Genomic DNA, 24,774 nt, shown 5'->3' with positions numbered 1-24,774 from the left:
CCACGGGCGCAAGGCTGGCGTCAGCCTGCCTGATAACGCGCCCAGACCGATTCCGCACCCAGCTTGGCCACGAAATCGGCATGCGCCTGCGCCTCGGCCTCGGTCAGGCGGGGGGAAAGCGGCTTGGGGCGCTGTGCGCGGGGGCGCATCTGGCCATCGATGCCGGGTTCGTCGTCGTCCTTTCCCGCCTGCGCCAGCACCAGGTCGGGCTGGCGGCCGCCGATCAGCTCCAGGTACACCTCGGCCAGCAATTCGCTGTCCAGAAGCGCGCCGTGCAGTTCGCGGTTCGAGTTGTCGACACCGAAGCGGCGGCAAAGCGCATCCAGCGTCGCCGGAGAGCCGGGAAAGCGTTCCCGTGCGATCATCAGCGTGTCCAGGGCGCGCTCGAACGGGATCGGCCTATGGCCCGCGCGTTTCAGTTCGGCGTTCAGGAATTTCATGTCGAAGCTGGCATTGTGGATCACCAGCCGGGCATCATCGGCGATGAAGTCGATGAATCCCTGCGCAACTTCGGCGAATTTGGGTTTGTCGGCCAGGAATTCGTCGCCCAGGCCATGCACCTCGAAGGCGCCCTGGGGCATGCTGCGTTCGGGATTGATGTAGACGTGGAAGGTCTTGCCGGTGGGCAGGTGATTGAACAGCTCCAGCGCGCCGATCTCGACGATGCGGTCGCCGTTTTCAGCGTCGAACCCGGTGGTTTCCGTATCCAGGACGATCTCACGCATGGGAAGTGACCTCTGAGACGATCTGCTGCACGGCGGCGCGGGCGCCCTGCAGCGTGTCGGTGGGGATGATCCAATCCGCGCGGGCCCGCTTATCGGCGTCGGGCATCTGGCGCGCAAGGATCATCGCGAAGCTGTCATCGGTCATGCCGGGCCGCGCCATGACCCGATCGCGTTGCGTCGTGGCATCGGTCGAGACGACCGCCACGCCATCCAGATCGGGGGGGCTGGCGCTTTCGAACAGCAGCGGGATGTCCAGCACCACCAGCAGGGCATCGGCATTCATGGCGATGAAGTCCTGGCGATCGCGTGCCACCAGCGGATGGACGATGGATTCCAGCCGCGCAAGGGCCTGATCATCGCGCGCCAGGACCTGCCGCAGGGCGGCCCGGTCGATCATGGCGCCGGACAATGCCGTGGGAAACATCGCGGAAACCGGCGCGACCGCCGCCCCCTGTTCGGCATAGAGCCTGTGGACGGCTTCGTCCGCGTCCCAGACCGGGTGGCCAAGGTCGCGAAACATCTGGGCGGTGGTGGATTTCCCCATGCCGATGCTGCCGGTCAGGCCAAGGACATAGGTCATTCCAGGACGATCCGGCGGACTTCGTCATCGACATCGGGGCGCTGGCCGAACCAGCGTTCGAATCCCGGGGCCGCCTGGTGCAGCAGCATGCCCAAGCCATCGACGACATGACAACCGCGGGCCTTGGCGTCGACCAGCAGGGGGGTCATCAGCGGCGTGTAGACCAGGTCGGTGACAAGGGCGTCGGGCGACAGCGCGTCCAGCGGCACCCGCAGCGGCTGCTTGCCTTCCATTCCAAGCGAGGTGGCATTGACCACCGTCGTCGCGCCTTCAAGCATGTGACCGACCTGCGCCCAATCATAGACCACCAGCCGCGCGCCGAATTCGGCCTTGATCTGTTCGGCCCGCAGCCGCGTGCGGTTGGTGATCCGCAATTCCCTGACGCCGCTGTCCAGAAGCGAAGCCACGACCGCCCGCGCAGCCCCGCCCGCGCCGATGACGGCTGCCGGACCGGCGGCAGGCTGCCAGTCGGGGGCGGATTGGCGAAGATTGGCGATGAAGCCATAGCCGTCGGTGTTGTCGGCGTGGATCTTGCCATCGGGACGGAAGATCAGCGTATTCGCCGCCCCGATCAGCGCGGCACGGTCGGTGACCGTGTCGGCCAGGGTCAACACGGCCTCCTTGTGGGGGATGGTCACGTTGGCACCGACAAAGCCCGCGCGGGGCAGGACGCGAAGAACCTCGGCCAGGTGTTCGGGCATCACCGGGATCGGCACGTAATGACCCGCCAGCCCATAGCGTTTCAGCCAGTGCCCATGCAGGCGCGGGGACCGGGAATGGGCGATGGGCATGCCGATCACCCCGGCGAGGGGGGCGTGGATGATCTGGCTGGCGGGAATCTCGTCCGTCATGGGGACCTTGTCGCTGGCGGCTTCGTGGTCCGGCCAGCCTAAGTCGCAAAATGCCCCGAAAAAAGGCCAAAGAATGCACAAGAGGCGGGTTGTGGCCCGGAAGGCGCGCCCCGGAACGTCCATGGGCCGCCGAACCCTGTGGACAAAAAGCGGGGGGAATCGGTCCGGCGCCTGGTGGCAACTGCGTCAATCCCTGTCAGGTGCTGAATTTCACCCTGGAACGAAGCGCGAACCCACCCTGCTGATCCACAGGTGCACAACTTGATGTCGTCCAAACCGTCGATTGTGGACGAATCGTTCGCCAAATCATTATCCGCAAACTTATCCACACAAGATAACTTTGTTTACAAATGATTTTCTTTTCACGATCGAAATTTTCAACACGTTTATCCACAGGCGGAGATTCTGGGGATGCGTTCGTGAAAAACACGATAATCCTGCTATCCACAGCCCCTACTTCAACAACATTCCTTTTCTTCTTTCTTTTATTTAAGTGAGAAGAAGAGAGGTGCGCATGTTCGACTGGCTGTTCGTGATCTATCCATGGGTGAAGGCATTTCACGTCATGGCCGTCATTTCCTGGATGGCAGGGCTGTTCTATCTGCCCAGGTTGTTCGTCTATCACGCCGAACGAGGCGCAGACCTGGCGGAGCCGCGGTCCAGCTTTGTCATCATGGAAGACAAGTTGCTGCGCGTGATCATGAACCCGGCCATGATCGCGACCTGGATCAGCGGACTGACCATGGTGATGACGCCGGGAATCGTCGACTGGTCGCTGATCTGGCCTTGGGTCAAGGCGGCGGGCGTCGTGGGGATGAGCGCATTTCACATGTGGTGCGCCGCCGAGCGCCGCAGATTGTCGCAAGGAAAGGCGAAATCCGGCAGGAATTACAGGATGATGAATGAATTGCCGACCCTATTGATGGTGGCGATCGTCACGGCGGTGATCGTCAAGTTCTGATCGAAAAGATTGACTCGTGGCGGGGCGGCGCTTAAATGCCCCGCAACCCTGGCCGTCCGGTACAGGATTCCCAGAACACTTTTCCTTCCCCGAACGATTCGTCGTGCGGCTGAAAGTTTGCGCCAATATGACCGAAGAACGCCTCAATCTCTCCGACCTGAAGGCCAAAAGCCCGGCCGATCTGCTGTCCATGGCGGAGGAATGGGAAATCGAGAACGCCTCGACCATGCGCAAGGGCGAGATGATGTTCTCGATCCTGAAGGAGCATGCCGAAGAGGGCTGGGATATCGGCGGCGAAGGCGTCCTGGAGGTCGTTCAGGACGGTTTCGGCTTCCTGCGGTCCACCGAGGCGAACTATCTGCCCGGTCCCGATGATATTTACGTCAGCCCCGACATGATCCGCCAGCATTCGCTGCGCACCGGCGATTCCGTCGAGGGCGTGATCCGTGCGCCCGGCGATAACGAACGCTATTTTGCGCTGACGAAAGTCGAGCAGATCAACTTCGAGGAGCCTGAAAAGGCGCGCCACAAGGTGGCCTTCGACAACCTGACGCCGCTTTACCCCAATGAGCGGCTGACGATGGAGGTCGAGGACCCGACGATCAAGGATCGCAGCGCCCGGATCATCGACCTGGTTGCGCCGATCGGGAAGGGCCAGCGGTCGCTGATCGTGGCGCCGCCGCGGACCGGCAAGACGGTTCTGCTGCAGAACATCGCCAATTCGATCGAGAAGAATCACCCCGAGTGCTATCTGATCGTCCTGCTGATCGACGAGCGTCCCGAAGAAGTTACCGACATGCAGCGCAGCGTGCGCGGCGAAGTCGTGTCTTCGACCTTCGACGAGCCGGCCAGCCGGCACGTGGCGGTGTCGGAAATGGTGATCGAAAAGGCCAAGCGTTTGGTCGAGCATAAGCGAGATGTTGTCATCTTGCTTGATTCGATCACAAGACTTGGTAGGGCGTTCAACACTGTCGTTCCCAGCTCGGGTAAGGTTCTGACCGGTGGCGTCGATGCGAACGCCCTGCAGCGTCCCAAGCGATTCTTCGGTGCTGCCCGCAATATCGAAGAAGGCGGAAGCCTGACCATCATCGCCACTGCGTTGATCGACACCGGATCACGCATGGACGAGGTGATCTTCGAGGAATTCAAAGGCACGGGTAACAGCGAGATCGTGCTGGATCGCAAGGTCGCCGACAAGCGCGTCTTCCCGGCGATGGACATCCTGAAATCCGGAACGCGCAAGGAAGAACTGCTGGTCAACAGCAAGGATCTGCAAAAGACCTATCTTCTGCGCCGCATCCTGAACCCGATGGGAACGACCGATGCGGTCGAATTCCTGATCTCGAAGCTGAAGCAGACCAAGAGCAACTCCGAGTTCTTCGACTCGATGAACGCCTGACGAGGCAGACATGGACCTGATCTTCGCCGAAGCCACCCCGCCCGGGCGGGGGGGAGTTTCCGTCATTCGACTGAGCGGTGAAGGCGCCCGGTCGGTTGCCGAAGGTTTGGTCGGTTCGATGAAGACGCCGCGCCACGCTTATTTTCGCAACCTGACGGTTGACGATGAGACGGTGGACCAGGTTCTGGCGATGTGGTTCCGGGACGGTCAAAGCTTCACCGGTGAGGAAGTGGTCGAGCTGCATCTGCACGGAGCACCGGTCATCGCGCGCCGAGTGTCGGCCGCCTTGCTGGAACGCGGTGCCCGTTTGGCAGAAGCGGGGGAGTTTACACGACGCGCTTTCCTGAACGGGCGTATGGATCTTGCCGAGATCGAGGGTTTGGGCGATCTTCTTGCTGCAGAGACGGAAGCACAGCGCAGGCTGGCCATGCGGGCGACCAGCGGGGAACTGGCCACAAGAATTGCCGAATGGCGGTCTTGGTTGGTTGAGGCGGGAGCCTTCGTTGAAGTCAGCGTGGATTTCGCCGATGAAGACGTCCCTGATGAGGTTCCTGCGGAAGCCTATGAGTTGATTGAGCGTCTACATGCGTCAATCAGCAGGGAAATTGCAGGTTTTTCGGCTGCAGAGCGTATCAGGCAGGGCTTCGAGGTTGCGATCGTCGGGCCGCCCAATGCCGGAAAATCGAGCCTTCTCAACAGGATAGCCAAGCGCGATGTCGCAATTGTTTCGACCGTTGCCGGCACGACGCGTGACGTGATTGAACTGAGACTGGATCTCAAGGGATTGCCTGTTACGCTTTTAGACACGGCAGGTTTGCGTCAATCCGAGGATGAAGTCGAAGTCGCCGGGATTGAGCGCGCGCGCGAAAGAGCTTTTGCGGCTGATCTTCGGGTTCATTTGTCCGACAGCGGTGATGCAATTACGGAACTTTGGCATCCAGGGGATATCGTCCTGCGCGGCAAGGCTGACTTGTCCGGAGCGACCGAACAGGCAATATCCACCGTGACCGGGGCGGGAATCGATGCTGTGCTGGATCAGATCTTCGACAGGTTGAGAGATAGAGTGGCGGGTGCGGGCATTGTCAGCCATGAACGCCAGTTGAATGAGCTGCAGATGGCGGCGAATGCGCTTGAAAATACGCTTCACTTGCCTGTCGAGCTTCTGGCTGAAGAGCTTCGGAAAGCCAATCACGCTTTGGACAGGCTGCTTGGCCGAATCGATGCCGAAGACTACCTTGATAAGATATTCCTGTCCTTCTGCATCGGGAAATAAGGATTGCTTCACGTGAAACATTTCGATGTCATCGTTATTGGGGCAGGTCATGCCGGTTTGGAAGCAGCAACTGCGGCTGCCCGAATGGGGTCATCTGTCGCGCTGATCACGATGCGCAAGGAAGATATCGGCACCTTGTCCTGCAACCCTGCCATTGGCGGATTGGGCAAAGGGCATTTGGTGCGTGAAGTGGACGCTTTGGATGGCGTCATGGGGCGGATCGCGGATAAGGCCGGGATACAGTTCAGATTGCTGAACCGTCGCAAAGGTCCAGCGGTTCAAGGACCGCGGGCTCAGATGGATCGCAAAATCTATCGCACGGTTGCGTGGGATATTCTGAGCAACTTTCCGGACGTTGAACTGATCTTCGGAGAGGTCGCATCCTTCACCGGTGATGAATCGATGGTTTCCGGCGTCACGATGGCGGATGGACAGTCCATTACCGCCAAGGCAACTGTCCTGACGACCGGGACATTTCTGAATGGTGTTATTCATATTGGTGATGTCAGCCGTCAGGCGGGACGGTGGGGGAATGATGCATCGAACAGCTTGGCCCGTTCGTTGCAAAAATTTGGTCTGCCAACTTCGAGGCTGAAAACGGGTACACCCCCGCGTTTGGATGGAAAAACCATCGATTGGTCGGCGTTGGAGATGCAGCCTGGCGACGAGCAGCCGGTTGTGTTCTCCTATCTGAACACGGCACCGGAAGCGCCGCAGATTTCTTGCGGAATTACGCATACCAACGCGCGCACCCATACCATCATCCGCGACAATCTGGATCGATCTGCCATGTATGGTGGGCATATTTCCGGCCGAGGGCCAAGATATTGCCCGTCGATCGAGGATAAGGTCGTCAGGTTTGCGGATAAGGAATCTCATCAGATATTCCTGGAACCAGAGGGCCTGGGGGACGACACAGTCTATCCCAACGGCATTTCGACATCGCTCCCGCTGGAAGTTCAGGAAGAATATATTCATTCGATTGTCGGACTGGAGAATGCAGTCATTCTTCAGCCGGGATACGCGGTCGAGTATGATTTCGTGGACCCAACCAGCCTGGATCGGACTTTGGCGGTTGGTTCCGTCAAAGGGCTTTATCTGGCCGGCCAGATTAATGGGACGACGGGGTATGAAGAGGCCGCCGGACAAGGCCTTGTCGCAGGGTTGAATGCCGCGCTGTCTGCTCAAGATCGTGATGGATATACGTTTAGCCGAACGCAAAGTTATATCGGCGTCATGATCGACGATCTGGTGTCACGCGGAGTGACAGAGCCCTATCGCATGTTTACATCACGCGCCGAATTTCGCCTGAGCCTTCGCGCTGATAATGCTGATCAGCGACTGACTCCGATCGGGCTGGAATTGGGTTGCATCGGTGTTGAACGTCAGGAGAGTTTTAAAGCCCGACAGAATGCATATGTTGCCGCTAGAAGCATGCTGGAAGGTATCAAATTCTCACCGAATGATTTGGCGAATGCTGGGTTTAAGGTTCGTTTGGATGGGCAGCTAAGATCTGCCTTCACCTTGCTGGGAATGACGGAAATCGATCACGCTATGCTGGCGGGTCTGGTACCCGAACTGGCGGATGTTTCACGTGAAACACTGGATCAGCTCAGGAATGATGCTCTCTACGCCCAGTATACGGATCGACAGCAACGTGATGCCATATCGATACGCGCGAATGAACGCGCCGTTCTGGGTGACCATATCGACTATTCTATGATCGGCGGGCTATCGGCGGAACTGGTTCGGAAGCTTTCCGAACATCGTCCAGCAACGCTCGCCGATGCGGAAAGAATTGAGGGAATGACGCCAGCGGCCCTAACGCTGTTGATTGCCATGCTCAAATCAAAACAGCGGGCTTCGGCATGAAAAGTGTTTCACGTGAAACAGAAGAATTGTTTCGCGAGTATGAGGCGATTACCCGCGTGTGGAACCCGAAAATCAACTTGGTTGCTCCTGCAACATTGGAAGATTTTCGCTTTCGCCATATAGAAGACAGTTTGCAATTGGTTGACATGATCCCTCGGCCGACGGGCAAATGGGTCGATATCGGAAGTGGGGGCGGGTTGCCAGGATTGGTCCTTGCCATCACCCACCGCAATGAACCCGTGGCATTTACGCTTGTCGAAAGCGACAAACGTAAATGCCAATTCTTGCGCACGGTCGCGCGAGAGCTGGGCCTGACCAACACATCCGTCATCAGCGAACGGATTGAAACCCTTGCGCCTATCGGGGCCGATGTCATGTCAGCACGTGCATTGGCCGCCTTGCCACTTCTGTTGAGATTCGTCGAACGTCACCTGTCTTCGGATGGGACTGCGCTTCTGATGAAGGGCCGGTCTTGGCGCGATGAGGTCAAGGACGCGAAAGACGATTGGCAGTTTGATCTTGAAACATTTACCAGTAGAACTGATCCAGAAGCCGCAATCCTGAAAATATCCGGAGTCTCTCATGCGTGAGCAGCATATCGTCGCAATCGCAAACCAGAAGGGGGGCGTCGGCAAAACGACGACAGCGGTCAATCTCGGCGCCGCCTTGGCCCAAGCCGGTTGGCCGACCATCCTGGTGGACCTTGATCCGCAGGGTAACGCCTCCACGGGACTGGGTCTGACGACGGATCAGAGAGAATTCACCGTCTATGATTTGCTGACAGGTGAGGCCGGTTTGGTTCAGGCCGCGATGGCGACGGATATCCCGAATCTCAAAGTCGTGCCTGCGACATCGGATCTGGCTTCTGCAGATGTTGAACTTTCACAGACACCGGATCGCATGCGCCTGCTGAGCAAGCAACTGCGTCAGGCACCGACCGGAACGATCGTTCTGATTGATTGCCCGCCCGCGTTGGGGTTGTTGACGGTCAATGCCATGGTCGCCGCGACCAGTGTTCTGGTTCCCCTTCAGGCTGAATTCTATGCACTTGAGGGGTTGTCTCAGCTTCTGGGGACCGTCAAGCATGTCCGTCAGACTGCCAATCCGGCTTTGCGGATCAACGGGATCCTGCTGACGATGTCTGATTACCGCAACAATCTTTCCCAACAGGTCGAAGCCGACGTTCGCGAAACTTTGGGGGATCTGGTCTATCCGACTGTGATCCCGCGCAATGTCCGTGTCTCCGAGGCGCCGTCGCATGCGCAACCGGTTCTCAGCTATGATCCGAATTCGAAAGGCAGCCTGGCCTACAGGCAGTTCGCCGAGGAATTCTGCGGACGGTTGAAACTGGTGACGGAGGCGGCGTGATGTCTGACAGCAAAGCAGCGAAACGGGGGCTTGGTCGCGGTTTGTCCGCCTTGATGGCCGACATGGATCTTTCCGATCCTGCGCCAAATACGCCGGCGCCTGCGATGAAGGATCGTGTTCTGATCCCCATCGAACAGATCACGGCAAACCCGGACCAGCCCCGGCGCAGTTTCGATCCCGAGGCTTTGCAGGAACTTGCGGCTTCGCTCAAGCAAAGGGGCGTCTTGCAGCCCCTGATCGTTCGCCCCCATCCGCAAGACCAGGGGCTTTATCAGATTGTTGCCGGCGAAAGGCGCTGGCGTGCGGCGCAGATGGCGCAACTCCATGAACTCCCGGTCATTATCCGTGAGATGTCGGATACCGAGGTGCTGGAAGTTGCCATCATCGAAAACATCCAGCGCGCAGACCTGAATTCCATCGAAGAAGCCGCCAGTTTCCGACAGTTGATGGACCGTTTCGGGCACACCCAGGAACGGCTGGCGGAAGCGCTGAACAAAAGCCGCAGCCATATCGCGAATCTTTTGCGCCTTCTGAACCTTCCCGAACCCGTTCAGGACATGGTCAAAGACAACAAGCTGAGCGCAGGCCACGCCCGGGCCTTGATCACGGCACCGAATGCTACGCAACTGGCACGCCGTGTCATTGAAAAGGGCATGTCGGTTCGCGAGACCGAAGAGATGGTGCGCAAGCTGGCCGAGCCGACGCCGGACAAACCGCGGTCAAAAGGGCGTTCGGCGGGTGAAAAGGACGCCGATACCCGTGCCTTGGAAGGCGATCTGACCGCGCATTTGAAGATGAAGGTCCAGATCAGCCACAAAAGCGATGCCAGCGGCGATCTGGTGATCAGTTACAAGGATCTGGATCAGCTGGACCGACTTTGTCAGCTTCTGGGCGGACAGGGCTGATACCTTATCTGGTGGGGAAAGCCACGTTTTCCACCAGAACTAAGCGTCAGGCACAAGGGCGCGTGATCAAAAAGATAGCAACGCTGGCACAGATCGCGCCCTGAACCGCGACAACCCAATCCGGCATTCCGACCCACCACGATAAGGCCACTCCGGCGGTCATGGCCGAGATTGCCCATATTTTCGCCACACGACCGACTGCGCCGCGCTCCTGCCAGGCACGAACCGGCGGCCCATAGGTCGGATGATCCAGTATCCGTTGTTTCAACACTGGAGAGGATCGCGCGAATGCCCAAGCCGCCACCAGCAGGAATGGCACGGTCGGAACCACGGGCAGGGCAATGCCGATGATGCCGATACTCATGAACAGCCAGCCGATCATCAGCCACAATCTGCGTCGCATGGATCAGAGGGCCAGTTCGCGCAGGATTGCGTTCAGGACGGGGCGTCCCGCATCGGTCGCCTGCAACCGGTTTCCGGTCGTCCGGACCATGCCAAGATCTGCCAGTGACGCAACCGCCTCCGGCCTCAGCGGCTGACCTGCCAAAGCGGCAAAGCGGTCCATGTCCATTCCCTCGCTCAGGCGCATCGCCATCAACAGATACTCGGTCGCCTGTTCATCATGGGGAATGAACTCTCGCGGCAGCTCGCCCGTTCCGTTCTGCTCGACGGCGTCGATCCAGGCGCCGGGCGCACGATGGGCCTCGGTCGCGACGCGGCCATGGGGCAGGGTCAGGCGCCCATGGGCGCCCGGGCCGACGGCGGCCCAATCACCCTGCCGCCAGTACACAAGGTTGTGGCGGCTTTCAGAGCCCGGCGCCGCGTGGTTAGACGTCTCATAGCCATTCATGCCGGCCTTGGCGCAGATTTCCTGCGTGTCGGCATACATGTCGGCGGACAGATCATCATCGGGCAGGTCCCGCAGCTTGCCGATTTCGGCGCGGGCACCGAAGGCGGTCCCCGGCTCGATCGTCAGTTGATAGAGCGACAGATGGTCGACGGCCATCGACAGCGCCTCGCGCAGCTCGGCCCGCCATGCGGCCCGGCCCTGTCCCTGCCGCGCATAGATCAGGTCGAAGCTGACCCGTCCAAACGTGTCGCGCGCCACATCGAAGGCCGCGCGGGCCTCGGCGACAGAATGCATGCGCCCCAACCGACGCAGGTCGTCGTCGTTCAGGGCCTGGATGCCCATGGACAGGCGGTTCACCCCGGCATCCGCAAAACCCTGAAAGCGCGTCTTTTCCACGCTGGTGGGATTCGCCTCGAGCGAAATTTCGATGTCATTACTGAAACCCCAGCCCGCCTGCGCCGCCCGGATGACCGCATCGACGGTTTCGGGCATCATCAATGACGGCGTTCCACCCCCGAAAAAGATGCTGCCCAGATGGCGGTCGGGAATCTCGGCTGCCAGCCGCGCGATCTCGGCCGCCAGCGCCTTGGCCCACCGGGCCTGGTCGACATGGGCGACCACATGGCTGTTGAAGTCGCAATAGGGGCATTTCGCGGCGCAGAAGGGCCAATGGACATACAGTCCAAAGCCACCTGCGCGCCAGTCGTCTGAAGTCGGGGTCATGTCGGGAATATCCTGTTCCCCCGGTTGGCGGGGGCGTCCGTCCTGAATTGCCGGCCCGCCCCAATCACAGGGACGGGCCGCAGCCGTCAGGTAAAGGCGGCCTTGATCATCTTTTCCACCGCGATGGCGCGATGGCTCAGTTCATTCTTCGCCTCGGGCGCCATCTCGCCCAAGGTCACGTCGTGCCCGTCGGGCATGAAGATCGGGTCATAGCCGTGACCCTCGGCGCCGCGCGGGGGCCAGACGACCTGTCCTGGCAGCACGCCTTCAAAGACCTCGTCATGCCCGTCTGGCCACATCAGGACCAGCGTGCAGCGGAACTGCGCAAGCCGCGGGGCAGGGGCGTTCACGGCCTCAAGCTCGTCCCAGGTGCGCTTCATCGCCATCGGGAAATCGCGGCCCTGGCCAGTTTCGGCCCAATCGGCGGTATAGACGCCGGGGGCGCCGTTCAGGGCATCGACGCTGATGCCGCTGTCATCGGACAGGGCGGGCAGGCCGGTGGCTTCCATCGCGGCGCGGGCCTTGATGCGGGCGTTGCCGATGAAATTGTCCTCGGTCTCGACGGGTTCGTCTAGGCCCATCTCGGCGGCGCCCACGACCTCGACGCCATAAGGCGCCAGCAGGGCCCGCATCTCGGCCAGCTTGCCGGCATTGTGGGTGGCGACCAGCAGGCGCTTTTCGGTGAACTTCCTCATGCGATGGCGGCCTTCTGTGCGGCGACCAGGTCGGCCATGCCGCCTTCGGCCAGGTCCAGCAGCTGGCTCATCTGATCCCGAGTGAAGGTCGCGCCCTCGGCCGACATCTGCACTTCGATCAGGCGGCCTGCACCCGTCAGGACGAAATTGCCGTCGGTGCCGGCTTCGCTGTCCTCGGCGTAGTCCAGATCGACCAGCGGCTGGCCGGCATAGATGCCGCAGCTGACGGCGGCGACATGATCGAGGATCGGATCAGAGGTGATGGTGCCCGCCTTCAGCAGCTTGTTCACCGCCAGGCGCAGGGCCACCCAACCGCCGGTGATCGAGGCGCAGCGCGTGCCGCCATCGGCCTGGATCACGTCGCAATCGATGGTGATCTGCCGTTCACCCAGGGCCGAACGGTCGATGCCCGCACGCAGGCTGCGCCCGATCAGACGCTGGATCTCCTGGGTGCGGCCGGTTTGCTGGCCCGATGCGGCTTCGCGACGATTGCGGCTGTTCGTGGCGCGGGGCAGCATGCCATACTCGGCCGTGACCCAGCCAAGGCCGGTGCCTTTCAGGAAACGCGGCGGACGATCCTCGATCGAGGCCGTGCAAAGGACATGGGTATCGCCGCAACGGATCAGGCATGACCCTTCGGCGTGGCGCATCACCCCGGTTTCAATTGAAATCGGGCGCATTTCGCTTAGATTCCGGCCAGAGGGGCGCATGATTCATCCTTTTCGTGAAGATTACCCGCCCAATATCGCCCGAGGGCACCGTCACGCAACCCCACGAGGCACATGAGCCAGGAAACGCTGCTGAACCAGCTGAACGATCGGTCCCGCGAAGTCTTTCGCCGGGTCGTCGAAAGCTATCTGGACACGGGCGAGCCTGTCGGTTCGCGCACCCTGACGCGGGCACTGACGGAAAAGGTCAGCGCCGCGACGATCCGCAACGTCATGCAGGATCTGGAATTCATGGGGCTGTTGGACAGTCCGCATACCTCGGCGGGGCGGTTGCCGTCCCAGCAGGGGCTGCGCCTTTTCGTGGACGGGATGATGGAGGTCGATCAGGTCGCGCCCCAGGACAGGGCGGCCATCGACCAGACGCTTGGCAATGACGATCCCGAAACCGGCGTGTTGCTGGACCGGGTCAGCACGGCCCTGTCCTCGATCACGCGCGGGGCCAGCCTGGTGCTGATGCCCAAGCACGAGGCGCCGATCCGGCACATCGAATTCGTCAGCCTGGGGCCGGACCGCGCGCTGGTGGTGCTGGTCTTTGCCGACGGCCATGTGGAAAACCGCATCTTCACCCCGCCGCCGGGTCAGACGCCGTCATCGATGCGCGAGGCGGGGAATTTCCTCAATGCCATGGCCGAGGGCAAGACCCTGGCCGAACTGCGCGGCCAGCTGGCCCAGCAGATCACCACCCGGCGGCGCGAACTGGACGTGCTGGCGGCGGAACTGGTCGAATCGGGCATCGCGCTCTGGGGGGCCGAATCCGCCGATCCGCGGCTGATCGTGCGGGGACGGTCGCATCTGCTGGACAGCGAGGTCGCCGATATCGACCGGGTGCGGGTGCTGTTCGACGACCTGGAACGCAAGCGCGACATCGTCGATTTCCTGGACCTGACCGAACGCGGCGAGGGCGTTCGCATCTTCATCGGGTCGGAAAACAAGCTTTTTTCACTTTCGGGTTCCGCTCTGGTCGTTTCACCCTATATGAATGCCGACCGTAAGATTGTAGGCGCGGTCGGAGTCATCGGACCGACCCGGCTGAACTATGGCCGGATCGTGCCGATCGTCGATTATACCGCGCAGCTGGTCGGGCGGGTGCTGTCTGGCCGGAAAGGATGAAGAACATGACCGAGCAGAACGAACAGCCGATGGATGAATTTTTGGACGACCCGCTGGCCGCCCAGGATGACGAGGTCGCGCGCCTGACGGCCGAACGCGACGAACTGCGCGACAAGTGGATGCGCGCGCTGGCCGATGCGGAAAACTCGCGCAAGCGGGCCGACAAGGATCGTCGCGACGCGGAAAATTATGGCGGCTCGCGCCTGGCGCGTGACCTGCTGCCCGTCTATGACGCGCTGACCCGCGCACTGGACGCGGCCACCGACGAACAGCGCGCGGCGGCCTCGGCGCTGATCGAGGGGGTCGATCTGACCCTGCGCGAATTGTCGAATGTCTTCACCAAGCATGGCATCACGATCATCCGCCCCGAACTGGGCGAGAAGTTCGACCCCAGCTTCCACGAAGCCATGTTCGAGGCCCCTGCGCCCGGAACCACCGCGGGCGAAGTCATCCAGGTCATGGATAACGGTTTCCGCCTGCATGACCGCCTGCTGCGCCCGGCCAAGGTCGGCGTGTCCTCGACCCCGGCAAGCTGAGCCTTGCCATCGGCCCGCGCCCCTGGTCGGCGCGGGCTGCTACAACCTTCCTCTCACTTGCCGAATGTTCCCATCGGCGCGACCCTGACCAACGTTCGGTCAACTGGAGGAGGGGACCATGACCAGCACTGAAGACGTTAAGATTCACCCCGCCGTGGATCACGGCGTCAAACAGGGGAACTCGGGCTTTTCGGGCGGAACCCTGACCTGCCACTGCAGCACGGATCCGGTCAAGGTCTCGGTCGGCGCGCAGACGGCCCACAATCATGTCTGCGGCTGCACCAAATGCTGGAAGCCCGATGGGGCGACCTTCAGCCAGGTCGCCGTCGTGTCGCGCGACAGCCTCCGCGTCCTTGAAAATGGCGACAAGCTGGAAATCGTCGATGACTCGGCCGCCATCCAGCGGCATCGTTGCCGCGACTGCGGCGTGCACATGTTCGGTCGGATCGAGAACAAGGACCATCCGTTCTATGGGCTGGATTTCGTGCATACCGAGCTGTCGGGGGAAAGCGGCTGGTCGGCGCCGGAATTTGCCGCCTTTGTCAGTTCGGTCATCGAATCTGGGGTCGATCCGTCGCGGATGGATGGCATCAGGTCGCGCCTGCGCGAGCTGGGACTGGAGCCCTATGATGCCCTGTCGCCACCTCTGATGGACGCGATCGCGACCCATGTCGCCAAGCGGTCGGGTGCCTTGCCTGCCTGAACCGGATCGTCCACAACCATGACAACAGGACAGGGGCCGCCAACCGGCCCCTTCCGCCTGACCAACGCCCGACCTGAGCGATAGGAGACGACACTATGAGAACCCGTGCCGCCGTAGCCCTCGAGGCTGGCAAGCCGCTGGAAGTGATGGAGGTCAACCTGGAAGGCCCCAAGGCCGGCGAGGTCATGATCGAGATCAAGGCCACCGGCATCTGTCACACCGACGAATTCACCCGCTCGGGCGACGACCCGGAAGGCATCTTCCCCGCCATCCTGGGCCATGAAGGCGCCGGCGTCGTGGTCGAGGTGGGCGAGGGCGTCACCTCGCTGAAGGTCGGCGATCACGTGATCCCGCTCTATACCCCCGAATGCCGCGAATGCGCGTCCTGCCTGTCGGGCAAGACGAACCTCTGCACCAAGATCCGCGCGACCCAAGGCAAGGGCCTGATGCCCGACGGCACCACCCGGTTCAGCATGTTGGATGGCACGCCGATCTATCACTACATGGGCTGCTCGACCTTCGCCAACCACACGGTGCTGCCGGAAATCGCGGTCGCCAAGGTCCGCGACGACGCGCCCTTCGACAAGATCTGCTATATCGGCTGCGGCGTGACCACCGGCATCGGCGCGGTCATCAACACCGCCAAGGTGGAAATTGGTGCCAAGGCGGTCGTCTTCGGCCTGGGCGGCATCGGATTGAACGTGATCCAGGGCCTCCGTCTGGCGGGTGCCGACATGATCATCGGCGTCGATCTGAACAACGACAAGAAGGAAATGGCCGAACGTTTCGGCATGACCCATTTCGTCAACCCCAAGGAGATCGAAGGCGGCATCGTCCAGCACATCGTCGAGATGACCAAGACCCCCTTCGACCAGATCGGCGGCGCGGATTACAGCTTTGACGCCACCGGCAGCACCAAGGTGATGCGCGACGCGCTGGAATGCACCCACCGGGGCTGGGGCGTGTCGGTCATCATCGGCGTGGCGGCAGCCGGCGCGGAAATCAGCACCCGTCCGTTCCAGCTGGTCACCGGCCGCGTCTGGAAGGGCACGGCCTTCGGCGGCGCGCGCGGTCGGACCGACGTTCCCAAGATCGTCGACTGGTACATGGACGGCAAGATCGAGATCGACCCGATGATTACCCACACCATGTCGCTGGACGACATCAACAAGGGCTTCGATCTGATGCACAAGGGTGAATCGATCCGCTCGGTCGTCCTTTACTGATCCTTCATCGCTGCTTAGGTAAAAGGACGGCGGGACCCGCGGGCCCCGCCGTCGCCGTAAGAACGAACAAGGAGCAGGCCGATGCGCCATCAGTGGCTGGACGATGACGACGACGAACCCGAAGACGAAGACCGCCGCCACAAGGAAGAGGGCGGCCTGGGCCTTCCCGAAGGCGACAAGATCGGCAAACTGTATTTCAAGTCGCGCACGGTGATCGTCGCGGGGCCGATCAACGACAAGCTGGCACAGCGCACCGTCGCGCATCTGCTGGCCCTGGCCGAAGACAGCGACGAACCCATCAACATGCTGATCAGTTCGCCTGGTGGTCACGTGGAATCGGGCGACATGATCCATGACGTGATCAAGTTCATCCGTCCCACCGTGCGCACCATCGGGTCGGGCTGGGTGGCCAGCGCAGGCGCGCTGATCTTCGTGGCGGCCGAAAAAGAGAACCGCTATTGCCTGCCCAACACCCGCTTCCTGATCCACCAGCCCTCGGGCGGGATCGGCGGGACGACCTCGGACATGATGATCCAGGCCGAACAGGTGCGCCTGATGCGCGACCGCCTGAACCACATCTTTGCCGATGCCACCGGCCAGTCGGTCGAGAAGATCGAGGAGGACACCCATCGCGATTTCTGGCTGAACACCCAGGAAGCGCTGGATTACGGCCTTCTGGGCAAGGTCATTCGCAGCGTGGACGACCTGAAATGACGACCGGCGGCGGGGCGGTGATCCGCCCCGCGACCCCCACCGACCATGACGCGATCTGGGACATCCTGCGCCCGGTCTATCGCGCGGGCGAAACCTACTGCATGCCGCGCGACGTCGAACGCGACGAAGCGCTGGAGGATTGGTTCGCCCGTCCCTTCACCGCCTTCGTGGCCGAACTGGATGGCCGCATCCTGGGCACCAGCCATGTGGGCGCGAACCGCCCCGCAGGCGGTTCGCATGTGGCCAACGCATCCTTCGCGACCCATCCCGACGCGCGCGGTCGCGGCATCGCGCGCAGCCTTGTCGACCACGCCAAGACCTGGGCCGCCGATCAGGGTTTCCGGGCGATGCAGTTCAACTTCGTCGTCTCGACCAACCAGGACGCCGTCCATTTGTGGCAGAAAGCCGGATTCGCCATTGTCGGGCGGCTTCCGGCTGCGTTTCTTCACCCCCAGCATGGTCCGGTCGACGGACTGGTCATGTTCCAGACCTTGAAGGGAGAGACCCATGAGCCTTGAGACCCTTTCCGAGAACCGCAGCTTTGGCGGCACGCAGGGCGTCTATCGCCATCGTTCGCAGGCGACGGGGACCGACATGACCTTTGCGGTCTTCCTGCCCGAAATGGCACAATACGGCCGCGTGCCGGTGCTGTGGTATCTGTCGGGCCTGACCTGCACCCACGAAAATGCCATGACCAAGGCCGCCGCCCAGCAATATTGCGATGAAGCCGGCATCGCGATCATCTTTCCCGACACATCGCCCCGTGGCGAGGGCGTGGCCGATGACGAGGCCTATGATCTGGGGCAGGGCGCGGGTTTCTATGTCAACGCCACACAGGACCCGTGGAAGTCGAACTTCCAGATGTGGCATTACATCGTCCATGAACTGCCCGAACTGGTCGGCGACAACTTTGCCATCGACCGCGACGCGATGGGCATCACCGGGCATTCCATGGGCGGGCATGGCGCGCTGACCATCGCGATGACCCATCCCGACCGCTATCGCAGCGTCTCGGCCTTTGCGCCCATCGCCCACCCCAGCGAATCCGATTGGGGCCGCAAGCAGCTGACGGCCTATCTGGGCGATGACCGCGACGCATGGCGGGCCCATGACGCGACCCTGCTGATGCGCGAACGCGGCTATCCCGGCGAGATTCTGATCGACCAGGGCAGCGGCGACCAGTTCCTGGACCTGCTGAAGCCCGAATCGCTGGCCCATGCCATGATGGAGCGCCGCCAGCCCGGCCAGTTCCGCATGCAGCCCGGCTATGACCACAGCTACTTCTTCGTGCAAAGTTTCATGGGCGATCACGTCTTCTGGCACGCCGATCGGCTGCTTTAGGCCATTTGCCAAAACTTCCCGGACGCCTTGCCGTTTACCCCTCAGACTTTAGGGGCAAAGGGCAGGGCGTTCGATTGACGCAAGGGGATGCCCGCCCAACACTTGGTTATGGACAGCCGCGGGAGGAGGAAACACCGCGGCGCAATATCCAGCGGAGGAGCATTTCAATGAAACAGCTGTTGAACAGCGCGGCAGTCGCGCTGCTTTTGACGGGCGCGTCGGCTTATGCCAACGAAAGCGTTCTGACCGAGACGGCCAAGCCGGAACAATGGGCCATCCAGACGGGCAACTATGCCAACCAGCGCTATTCCGAGCTTGATCAGATCACCCGTGACAACGTCGGCGACATGCGGGTGGCCTGGACCTTCTCAACCGGTGTGCTGCGCGGCCATGAAGGTGGCCCGCTGGTCGTGGGCGACATGATGTATGTCCACACGCCCTTCCCCAACAACATCTTCGCGCTGGATCTGTCCGACAATGGCAAGATCGTCTGGCGCCACACGCCCCAGCAGGACCCCGAAGTCATCGCGGTGATGTGCTGCGACACGGTCAACCGCGGCGTCGCCTATGCCGACGGGATGATCCTGTCGCACCAGGCCGACACCACGCTGGTGGCCCTGGACGCCAAGACCGGCGAGGAGAAGTGGTCGGTCAAGACCGGTGATCCGTCGGTCGGCGAAACCAACACCGCCACCGTGCTGCCCGTGGGCGACAAGGTCATCGTCGGCGTGTCGGGCGGTGAATATGGCGTTCGTGGCCGCGTGACGGCCTATAACCTTGCCGACGGCACCGAAGCCTGGAAGGCCTATTCGGTCGGCCCGGACGAGGAAATGCTGGTGAACCCCGAAACCACCATGTCGCTGGGCAAGCCCATCGGCGCGGACAGTTCGCTGAACAGCTGGGAAGGCGATCAGTGGAAGATCGGCGGTGGCACGACCTGGGGCTGGTTCAGCTATGACCCGGACCTGAACCTGATCTATTACGGCACCGGTAACCCGTCGACCTGGAACCCCAGCCAGCGCCCGGGCGACAACAAGTGGTCGATGACCATCATGGCCCGCGATGCCGATACCGGCGAAGCCAAGTGGTTCTATCAAAAGACGCCGCATGACGAATGGGACTATGACGGCGTGAACGAGAACATCCTCGTCGATCAGGAAATCGACGGGGAAATGCGCAAGCTGCTGGTGAACTTCGACCGCAACGGCTTTGGCTATACGCTGGACCGCGAGACGGGCGAACTGCTGGTCGCCGAGAAATACGACCCCGCCGTCAACTGGGCGACCCATGTCGAGATGGACAAGGAATCCGACCAATACGGCCGCCCGCAGGTGGTTGCGGAATACTCGACCTCGCAGAACGGTGAAGACACCAACACCACCGGCGTCTGCCCGGCAGCGCTGGGATCCAAGGACCAGCAGCCGGCGTCCTATTCGCCCAAGACCGGCCTGTTCTATGTGCCGACGAACCACGTCTGCATGGATTACGAACCCTTCCGCGTCGCCTATACCGCGGGTCAGCCCTATGTCGGCGCGACGCTGTCGATGTATCCGGCACCCGACAGCCATGGCGGCATGGGCAACTTCATAGCCTGGGATGCCACCAAGGGTGAGATCAAGTGGTCGCTGCCCGAGCAGTTCTCGGTCTGGTCCGGCGCCCTGTCCACTGCGGGTGACGTGGTCTTCTATGGCACGCTGGAAGGCTATCTGAAGGCCGTCGATGCCGAAACCGGCGAGGAGCTTTACAGCTTCAAGACCCCTTCGGGCATCATCGGCAACGTCATGACCTATGAACGCGAGGGCAAGCAGTACGTCGCCGTCCTCTCGGGCGTGGGCGGTTGGGCAGGCATCGGCCTGGCAGCCGGTCTGACCAACCCCAATGACGGTCTGGGCGCCGTGGGCGGTTACGCCGCACTCAGCGACTATACCGAACTGGGCGGCCAGCTGACGGTCTTCGAACTGCCGGGTGACGGCAATGCGACCGCCCAACCTGCTTCGATGGAGCAGCCGGCGACCGAAGGTTCGACCGACGCGCCCGCCGCGGCTCCGACGGAAGGGGAAGCCCCGGCCGAAGGTGCCACGAACGGCTAATACTTTCGTTCCGCAAACTGGAAGTTGATCTGTGAAAGGGCCGCCCCGGGGTTAAGCTCGGGGCGGTTCTGTTTTGAGGAGAGCAGGCAGACCGATGAATGGGAGGATATCCATGATGAAAGCCATCACCAGCCTGACCGCGCTGGTTCTTGGTGCGACCCTGGCGACCAGTGCCATGGCGCAAACCGAAGCCGCGCCGGACAGCCCCGACGCAGAGACCGCCGAAGCCCAGGGCTCGGACGGTCAGTCCGCCGCCGAGGGCGCGCATGTCCTGGCGAACGGCCAAAGCACCGAAGCGGTCGAAATGACGGATGGTCGTTGGCGCAATGACGAAGGCATTCCCACCTTCAAGGTGGAGGATGGCGTCGTCGATTTCGCCACCTTCAACGGTTTCCGCCGTTACCATGCCGAATGCCATGTCTGCCACGGTCCCGACGGCGAAGGATCGACCTATGCGCCCGCCCTGAAGGAATCGGTGCTGCGCATGGATTATTACGACTTCATGGAGGTCGTGGCATCCGGACGGCAGGGCACCAATTCGGTCATGCCGGCCTTTGGCACCAACAAGAACGTCTGGTGCTATATCGACGACATCTACACGTATCTGGTCGCCCACGGCACTGAAACGATCGGTCGCGGCCGTCCCGCCGAACGCGCCGACAAGCCCGAGGAATATACCGCGCTTGAAGATTCCTGCATGGAGATGTGATGCGTATCCTCCGACAGGGGCTGATGCTGGCTGCCATGGCGGCAGCCCCCGCATCGGCCCAGGTTGCCGACCTGAGATCGGCCGACCAGTTCCGCGTCTGCGCCGACCCCGCCAATGCCCCCGTCACCACGCGTGACGGAACGGGGTTTGAAAACAAGCTGGCCGATTATTTCGGGCAGTTGCTGGACAGGCCGGTGACCTATGCCTGGTTTCCGTCGGGGATGGGGTTCATCACCAAGACGCTGCGTGCGGGGACCTGTGATGTCGTCATCGGCTATGCCCAGGGTGATGAGCTGGTGCAGAACACCAACCACTACTACACCTCGGTCTATGGGCTGGTGACGCGACGCGACGGGGATCTGGCTCGGGTGGACCGGCTGTCGGACCCGGCGTTGAAGGATGCCGATATCGGCGTCGTCGCAGGCACACCGCCCGCGACCCATCTGGCGCGAAACGGTCTGGCGGCGAACATGCGCGGGGCCGACCTGTTCGTCGACCGGCGCGTTCAGGACCCCACGGGCGACATGCTGGACAATATCCGATCCGGCGATCTGGACATCGCCGTCATGTGGGGGCCTTTGGCGGGACCTCTGGTCAAGGGTGATCCGGACCTGCAATTCACCCCCCTGCTGCATGAGGAAGGCAATCCCAGGCTGTTTTACCGCATCACCATGGGTGTCCGGCTGGAAGAACAGGAATGGAAACGGGAATTGAACAGCCTGATCCGCCGCAATCAGGATGGCATCAACCAGATCCTGCACGAAGCGGGCGTGCCTTTGGTGGATGATTTCGGCAAGCAGGTGATGCCGTGATCCGCGCGGCGGTGCTGGCGGCGGTGCTGGCCCTGCCTGCCGCCGCCCAAGGCATTCCCGAACCAGGCGATTATCGTGGAGAGCCTTACCGCGCGCCCGTTCCGGAAACCCTGAAGGGCGCGCAGGTCATCGATGGCAGTCAGGCCCTGGACCTGCACGAGGCCGGGCAGGCCATCTTTGTCGACGTCTTTCCCCGCACCTTGCGCCCCGAGGGCCTGCCGGAAGGAACGATCTGGCGCGAACCTCCGCATCAGACCATTCCGGGCGCAATCTGGCTGTGGAACACCGGCTATCAGGCGCTGTCCCCCGAGGAACAGGCCCGCCTGCGCGACGGGCTGACCGCCGCGCAGGGGGACAGCGACCGACCGCTGGTCATCTTTTGCCGCGAAGAATGCTGGATGAGCTGGAACGCCGCCCGCCGTGCGGTCGAATGGGGGTTCTCTCCGGTCTATTGGTTTCCGGGCGGCACGGATGACTGGTTGGCGGAAGGGGGCGCATCGCTGGTCACGGCGGTCCCGTGAAGACGCCAAAGGCCCGCGGACCCGATGGCAGATCCACCGTCATGGTCACCGTCAGGTCGGACGCATCAAGAATGCTCAGCGTGTCGCTGTCCCAGTTGGCGACGGCCACCGCGCTGCCATCGGGCAGGGGGGATATGCCTTCGGGATAATCCCCGACGGCAACGGTGGCCAGGACCGCGTGGCTGTCGGCGTCAAAAACCGTGACGCTGCCATCATACTGGTTGGTGACAAAGCCGCGCCCCGCCGCAAAGGCCACGGCATAAGGATGGCTGCGGGTCGGGATCTGCCCCACCAGGCGCCCGGCAACCGGATCGATGACCGAAACGCGGTCCCCCATCACATCCGCCGTCCAGATCAGCCCGTCATGAAAGGTGATCCCGAAGGGATGCGGACCGGCCGTGGCAACGTGATGCAGCAGATCACCCGTGGCCGCGTCGAAGATGCCGACCGCATCGGCATCGCGATCGGCGGTGGCCACCAGCGCACCATCGGCACTGACCGCCACGCCTGCGGGCGCGGGACCGGTGGTGACCTGCCAGAGGGTCTGCAAATCGCGGTCCAGCCGCATCAGCCGCGCCCCGAACCAGTCCGCGACATAGAGGGCGCCATCCGGCCCGGTCGCGATTCCAAAGGCCCCCTCGCCCAGATCCGCCTGCAGCAGCGGTCGGCCCGCCTTGTCCAGCACATGCAGCCGCCCGGTATTGGCGGCGATGACATGAACCCGCCCGCTGGTCGCGTCATAGGCGACAGGGGCAGGGGCGTCGGGAATGACCACTTCGGCGGTAACGTCGCCCGTGGCAAGATCGACGACCGACAGCGCATTCCCGTTCTGCGAGGTCACAAATGCAAGATCCCCGGCCATGACCGGGGATGCAAGCAGCGCCAGCAGCAGAGGCAGCCTCATTCGGCCTTGCCGAACCGTTCGGCCAAGGCATCAAGACCGGCCTTGTAGATACCGTCGACCCCCGCGATGGCCGCGTCATCGTTCAGTTCGGCGGGGGGATCGTTGTTCGGAAAGCCGCGATAGAAGCCGCCCTTCCACGTCACCTCGGCCTGGCCGTCCTTGTCCTTGACCATCAGGGTCGAGGAGTAGTTGGTGACCGGCAGGACCGCCGTATCGACCTCGGTGATCATGTATTTGTAGCTCATCTTGTCATTGTCGATGGCCATCAGCTGTTCGGTGATCGTCGGATCGCCCTCGGCTGCCAGGGTCAGGACGCGGGTCGATTCGTCGGGAATATCGGCGGCTGCGCCCTCGGGCGTCATCGCTGTCGATGCGACGGCGGGGTGCCAGCTCATGTCGTCGAAATGTCCGATGACCTCCCACACTTCGGCGGGGGTGGCATCCAGCACGACGCTCTGCTCGGTCTTCAGGCGTGACGGGCCATGCGCGGATGCGATCCCGGTCATGGCCATCACCGCGCCAAGCGTCGCTGCAACAAGCTGGGTCTTCCTCATTCCTTGGTATCCTCCCGGAAAATGATGTTCTTCAAAAGATAGCGATAGCCGCGCTGAAAGGCGTCGTCGGTATTGCCGCGGATATCGACCGCCCCCGCCCGCAACGTCTGCCCCGTTTCGGCATCGCGGATGCGCAGGTTCACCGACTGGATCAGGTTCGAGGTCTTCTGCACCTCGCCTGTGATGGCATAGCGCGACCCCATTTCCGCGGCGATCCGGGTGTCGGCGCCGTTGGAATGGGCGGGGTTCCGGATGCGGGCGACGTCTTCGGGGGCGGGTTCGGTCAGGGTGAAGCCGCGTTCGGTGAGCAGACCGGCCACGTAATCCTCGGTCATGGCGACACGGTCGGTTTCATCCTGACGGGGTCCGTTGATGTCACCTTCGGTCGAGGTGTCGATGAAATGGATGCCGAACCACGCGGCGGGGCCGGGTGTCAGATCCTGCGCCGCAGCGTGCTGGGACGACATCGCCAGCGATGCCACGGCAAGGGCAAGCGCCCCGATATGATGTCTGATGGTCATGCGCCAAGCTTGAACCCGTGCGCGCCGCGTCGTCCATAAGACCAAAGCCTGATGTCTCTGCGACCAAGGGTGCAGGGAAAAGTTCCCGTGTCTGACGGGAACA

Annotated in this window: 27 protein-coding genes and 1 pseudogene; 18 read left to right on the top strand and 10 right to left on the bottom strand. The window is 62.0% G+C overall.

Going from position 1 to position 24,774, the window contains the following annotated elements; genetic code table 11:
- Positions 1 to 20 precede the first annotated feature (20 nt).
- From dnaQ to IE00_RS09085, 3 genes are read right to left on the bottom strand one after another with little or no spacing between them, the layout of a single operon-like run.
- On the bottom strand, positions 21 to 725 hold the full coding sequence (gene dnaQ, locus IE00_RS09095; protein ID WP_072296752.1) for a DNA polymerase III subunit epsilon: 705 nt from the start codon (positions 723 to 725) through the stop codon (positions 21 to 23).
- Entirely contained in the window at positions 718 to 1,305 is a 588-nt protein-coding gene (gene coaE, locus IE00_RS09090) for a dephospho-CoA kinase (protein ID WP_072296751.1), read from the bottom strand. The genes dnaQ and coaE overlap by 8 nt, the downstream gene beginning before the upstream one ends.
- Complete coding sequence (locus tag IE00_RS09085) at positions 1,302 to 2,156, bottom strand: shikimate dehydrogenase (protein ID WP_072296750.1); 855 nt, start codon at positions 2,154 to 2,156, stop codon at positions 1,302 to 1,304. Before IE00_RS09085 ends, coaE begins: the two co-directional genes overlap by 4 nt.
- 514 nt (positions 2,157 to 2,670) lie before the next feature.
- Between IE00_RS09085 and hemJ the strand changes: the two genes are divergently transcribed.
- The 7 genes from hemJ to IE00_RS09050 all read left to right on the top strand — a co-directional run bounded on the left by hemJ (position 2,671) and on the right by IE00_RS09050 (position 9,934).
- Positions 2,671 to 3,117, top strand: coding sequence for a protoporphyrinogen oxidase HemJ (gene hemJ / locus IE00_RS09080; protein WP_072296749.1), 447 nt, complete (start codon positions 2,671 to 2,673; stop codon positions 3,115 to 3,117).
- A 127-nt stretch (positions 3,118 to 3,244) separates the two neighbouring features.
- Positions 3,245 to 4,516, top strand: a complete 1,272-nt coding sequence (gene rho, locus IE00_RS09075) for a transcription termination factor Rho (RefSeq protein ID WP_072296748.1) — start codon at positions 3,245 to 3,247, stop codon at positions 4,514 to 4,516.
- A 10-nt stretch (positions 4,517 to 4,526) separates the two neighbouring features.
- Positions 4,527 to 5,789: a tRNA uridine-5-carboxymethylaminomethyl(34) synthesis GTPase MnmE gene (gene mnmE / locus IE00_RS09070; RefSeq protein WP_072296747.1), complete on the top strand. Its 1,263-nt coding sequence runs from the start codon at positions 4,527 to 4,529 to the stop codon at positions 5,787 to 5,789.
- A gap of 12 nt (positions 5,790 to 5,801) precedes the next feature.
- A complete protein-coding gene (mnmG, locus tag IE00_RS09065) occupies positions 5,802 to 7,661 on the top strand; it encodes a tRNA uridine-5-carboxymethylaminomethyl(34) synthesis enzyme MnmG (protein WP_083554209.1) in 1,860 nt (619 codons plus the stop codon).
- Positions 7,658 to 8,251, top strand: a complete 594-nt coding sequence (gene rsmG / locus IE00_RS09060; protein WP_072296745.1) for a 16S rRNA (guanine(527)-N(7))-methyltransferase RsmG — start codon at positions 7,658 to 7,660, stop codon at positions 8,249 to 8,251. The genes mnmG and rsmG overlap by 4 nt, the downstream gene beginning before the upstream one ends.
- Positions 8,244 to 9,029, top strand: coding sequence for a ParA family protein (locus IE00_RS09055; RefSeq protein WP_072296744.1), 786 nt, complete (start codon positions 8,244 to 8,246; stop codon positions 9,027 to 9,029). The genes rsmG and IE00_RS09055 overlap by 8 nt, the downstream gene beginning before the upstream one ends.
- Entirely contained in the window at positions 9,029 to 9,934 is a 906-nt protein-coding gene (locus tag IE00_RS09050) for a ParB/RepB/Spo0J family partition protein (RefSeq protein ID WP_072296743.1), read from the top strand. Before IE00_RS09055 ends, IE00_RS09050 begins: the two co-directional genes overlap by 1 nt.
- A 46-nt stretch (positions 9,935 to 9,980) precedes the next feature.
- On the opposite strand, the gene IE00_RS09045 is transcribed toward IE00_RS09050, so the two are convergent.
- From IE00_RS09045 to rph, 4 genes are all read right to left on the bottom strand, one after another.
- Complete coding sequence (locus tag IE00_RS09045) at positions 9,981 to 10,337, bottom strand: YbaN family protein (protein WP_072296742.1); 357 nt, start codon at positions 10,335 to 10,337, stop codon at positions 9,981 to 9,983.
- A gap of 3 nt (positions 10,338 to 10,340) precedes the next feature.
- Positions 10,341 to 11,507 carry a radical SAM family heme chaperone HemW gene (hemW, locus tag IE00_RS09040; RefSeq protein ID WP_072296741.1) on the bottom strand — a complete coding sequence of 389 codons (1,167 nt, stop codon included), beginning with the start codon at positions 11,505 to 11,507 and terminating at the stop codon, positions 10,341 to 10,343.
- An 86-nt stretch (positions 11,508 to 11,593) separates the two neighbouring features.
- Entirely contained in the window at positions 11,594 to 12,202 is a 609-nt protein-coding gene (gene rdgB, locus IE00_RS09035; RefSeq protein WP_072296740.1) for an RdgB/HAM1 family non-canonical purine NTP pyrophosphatase, read from the bottom strand.
- Positions 12,199 to 12,912 carry a ribonuclease PH gene (rph, locus tag IE00_RS09030; protein ID WP_072296739.1) on the bottom strand — a complete coding sequence of 238 codons (714 nt, stop codon included), beginning with the start codon at positions 12,910 to 12,912 and terminating at the stop codon, positions 12,199 to 12,201. The genes rdgB and rph overlap by 4 nt, the downstream gene beginning before the upstream one ends.
- Before the next feature lie 72 nt (positions 12,913 to 12,984).
- Between rph and hrcA the strand changes: the two genes are divergently transcribed.
- The 11 genes and pseudogenes from hrcA to IE00_RS08975 all read left to right on the top strand — a co-directional run bounded on the left by hrcA (position 12,985) and on the right by IE00_RS08975 (position 22,692).
- Positions 12,985 to 14,040, top strand: coding sequence for a heat-inducible transcriptional repressor HrcA (gene hrcA / locus IE00_RS09025; RefSeq protein WP_072296738.1), 1,056 nt, complete (start codon positions 12,985 to 12,987; stop codon positions 14,038 to 14,040).
- A 29-nt stretch (positions 14,041 to 14,069) separates the two neighbouring features.
- Positions 14,070 to 14,576 (top strand): nucleotide exchange factor GrpE, encoded by a 507-nt coding sequence (locus IE00_RS09020; protein ID WP_371328435.1) that lies wholly within the window; start codon positions 14,070 to 14,072, stop codon positions 14,574 to 14,576.
- Between the two features lie 118 nt (positions 14,577 to 14,694).
- Positions 14,695 to 15,279 carry an S-(hydroxymethyl)glutathione synthase gene (gene gfa, locus IE00_RS09015; protein ID WP_072296736.1) on the top strand — a complete coding sequence of 195 codons (585 nt, stop codon included), beginning with the start codon at positions 14,695 to 14,697 and terminating at the stop codon, positions 15,277 to 15,279.
- A 95-nt stretch (positions 15,280 to 15,374) separates the two neighbouring features.
- Positions 15,375 to 16,505 (top strand): S-(hydroxymethyl)glutathione dehydrogenase/class III alcohol dehydrogenase, encoded by a 1,131-nt coding sequence (locus tag IE00_RS09010; RefSeq protein ID WP_072296735.1) that lies wholly within the window; start codon positions 15,375 to 15,377, stop codon positions 16,503 to 16,505.
- Positions 16,506 to 16,586: 81 nt separating this feature from the next.
- A complete protein-coding gene (locus IE00_RS09005; protein WP_072296734.1) occupies positions 16,587 to 17,219 on the top strand; it encodes an ATP-dependent Clp protease proteolytic subunit in 633 nt (210 codons plus the stop codon).
- Complete coding sequence (locus tag IE00_RS09000; protein WP_072296733.1) at positions 17,216 to 17,737, top strand: GNAT family N-acetyltransferase; 522 nt, start codon at positions 17,216 to 17,218, stop codon at positions 17,735 to 17,737. The genes IE00_RS09005 and IE00_RS09000 overlap by 4 nt, the downstream gene beginning before the upstream one ends.
- Positions 17,727 to 18,560, top strand: a complete 834-nt coding sequence (fghA, locus tag IE00_RS08995; protein ID WP_072296732.1) for an S-formylglutathione hydrolase — start codon at positions 17,727 to 17,729, stop codon at positions 18,558 to 18,560. Before IE00_RS09000 ends, fghA begins: the two co-directional genes overlap by 11 nt.
- A gap of 167 nt (positions 18,561 to 18,727) precedes the next feature.
- A pseudogene (locus tag IE00_RS08990) lies at positions 18,728 to 20,524 on the top strand (methanol/ethanol family PQQ-dependent dehydrogenase); the annotation flags it as partial.
- A gap of 241 nt (positions 20,525 to 20,765) precedes the next feature.
- Positions 20,766 to 21,359: a c-type cytochrome, methanol metabolism-related gene (locus IE00_RS08985; protein WP_371328434.1), complete on the top strand. Its 594-nt coding sequence runs from the start codon at positions 20,766 to 20,768 to the stop codon at positions 21,357 to 21,359.
- Positions 21,359 to 22,171 (top strand): quinoprotein dehydrogenase-associated putative ABC transporter substrate-binding protein, encoded by an 813-nt coding sequence (locus IE00_RS08980; protein ID WP_072296730.1) that lies wholly within the window; start codon positions 21,359 to 21,361, stop codon positions 22,169 to 22,171. Before IE00_RS08985 ends, IE00_RS08980 begins: the two co-directional genes overlap by 1 nt.
- A complete protein-coding gene (locus IE00_RS08975) occupies positions 22,168 to 22,692 on the top strand; it encodes a PQQ-dependent catabolism-associated CXXCW motif protein (RefSeq protein ID WP_072296729.1) in 525 nt (174 codons plus the stop codon). The genes IE00_RS08980 and IE00_RS08975 overlap by 4 nt, the downstream gene beginning before the upstream one ends.
- On the opposite strand, the gene IE00_RS08970 is transcribed toward IE00_RS08975, so the two are convergent.
- From IE00_RS08970 to IE00_RS08960, 3 genes are read right to left on the bottom strand one after another with little or no spacing between them, the layout of a single operon-like run.
- Complete coding sequence (locus tag IE00_RS08970; protein WP_072296728.1) at positions 22,676 to 23,596, bottom strand: PQQ-binding-like beta-propeller repeat protein; 921 nt, start codon at positions 23,594 to 23,596, stop codon at positions 22,676 to 22,678. The two genes, IE00_RS08975 and IE00_RS08970, sit on opposite strands and share 17 nt — an antisense overlap.
- Positions 23,593 to 24,150: an SRPBCC family protein gene (locus IE00_RS08965; RefSeq protein ID WP_072296727.1), complete on the bottom strand. Its 558-nt coding sequence runs from the start codon at positions 24,148 to 24,150 to the stop codon at positions 23,593 to 23,595. The genes IE00_RS08970 and IE00_RS08965 overlap by 4 nt, the downstream gene beginning before the upstream one ends.
- On the bottom strand, positions 24,147 to 24,671 hold the full coding sequence (locus IE00_RS08960) for a DUF3280 domain-containing protein (RefSeq protein WP_072296726.1): 525 nt from the start codon (positions 24,669 to 24,671) through the stop codon (positions 24,147 to 24,149). Before IE00_RS08960 ends, IE00_RS08965 begins: the two co-directional genes overlap by 4 nt.
- Positions 24,672 to 24,774: the final 103 nt, after the last annotated feature.

Origin of the sequence: Paracoccus sp. SM22M-07, assembly GCF_001887735.1 — a bacterium.
Classification (GTDB): domain Bacteria; phylum Pseudomonadota; class Alphaproteobacteria; order Rhodobacterales; family Rhodobacteraceae; genus Paracoccus.
Note: the sequence above shows the minus strand (reverse complement) of the source record. Positions and strands in the feature narration are given on the sequence as shown.